3 protein-coding genes are annotated in these 1,024 nt (G+C 71.0%); 1 reads left to right on the top strand and 2 read right to left on the bottom strand.

The annotated features are described in order from the left end of the window. The coding region (locus tag DEIPI_RS32120; protein WP_157463757.1) for an MBL fold metallo-hydrolase at positions 1 to 367 on the bottom strand (367 nt) is incomplete at its 3' end. A gap of 84 nt (positions 368 to 451) precedes the next feature. On the opposite strand from DEIPI_RS32120, the gene DEIPI_RS0117030 reads away from it, so the two are divergent. Beyond that, positions 452 to 709, top strand: a complete 258-nt coding sequence (locus DEIPI_RS0117030) for a hypothetical protein (RefSeq protein ID WP_045234581.1) — start codon at positions 452 to 454, stop codon at positions 707 to 709. A 131-nt stretch (positions 710 to 840) separates the two neighbouring features. Here the strand turns inward: DEIPI_RS0117030 and DEIPI_RS41010 are convergent. After that, positions 841 to 1,024, bottom strand: a 184-nt coding sequence (locus tag DEIPI_RS41010) for an N-acetyltransferase (RefSeq protein WP_211238312.1), incomplete at its 5' end; no start/stop codon positions are given.

Raw genomic sequence — 1,024 nt, forward strand, 5'->3', positions numbered from 1 at the left:
GGCAGCCGTCCGGGTCGGCGGGCTGCGTCACGCTGAGGTTCCAGCGGGCCGCGCTCGACGCCGCCGCGCGGTACAGGGGCAGGTCCGCCTCGTGCAGGTAGACGGGCACGCCGAGCGCCTCGCGCAGGGGCTGCACGGCCCCCACGTGATCGAAGTGCGCGTGCGTCAGCAGGATCGCGCGGGGACGCAGCCCGAGCGCGCGGACTTCCTCCAGGAGGCGCGGCGCCTCGTCGCCCGGATCCACGATGAACCCCTCGCCCGCCGCGTCCCGCACGAACAGCGTGTTCTCCTGCACGGGTCCCGTCACGGTGAAGTCCACCGTCACGGCCCCGTGCGTGCCCGTCCTCGTCCTCGCCGGTCTCGTCATGCGGGCAGTCTAGCCCCGCCACGCGCGCCCTCATCGTGCCCGGCCTCGCTGAAGGCCGCGCCCCGCGTGCGGCACAGTCGGCTCATGGCCTCCGACGAGCTCAATTTCGCCAAGACCATCCTGCAGGGCCGCGCGTACCGCGACGTGCCCGACGATGAGGTCCTCGCCCGCTCCCTCGAACTCCTCGACGGCTGGATGGCCGGCGAGCACCGCGTGGAGCGACCCAAGCTCTACGACCACTACGCGCTCGTCCTGACGGCCCTCCTGCGGCGCGTCTCCGACCTGGAGGCGCGCGTGCGCGAACTCGAAGAGAAGGCTGAAGGTCCCTTAAGTCAGCACTGATGGTCGGCGGACACCGGGCGCGTACCATGAGGCAGTCATAAGCGACTCACCATCACGTCTTGAATGCTTCACTGACCACCACTCGAACCAGATCAGCCGCCTCCGGGCGGCCTTTTATTTTTCCTTCGTCCTCAGCGCAGCGGGAGTTCCATGCGGCGCTGTGACGGCACCAGCACGCCCGAGCGGTCGGGACGCCATGTCCGTTCCGCCACCACGCGGTAACCGAGACGCTCGTACAGCGCCTGCGCGCGCCCGTTCGTGACGGCCACGTCCAGCGCGCACGCCCGCAGATCCGCCGCGCGCGCCGCCCCGGCC

The sequence above is a fragment of the Deinococcus pimensis DSM 21231 genome, from assembly GCF_000519345.1.
Classification (GTDB): domain Bacteria; phylum Deinococcota; class Deinococci; order Deinococcales; family Deinococcaceae; genus Deinococcus_A; species Deinococcus_A pimensis.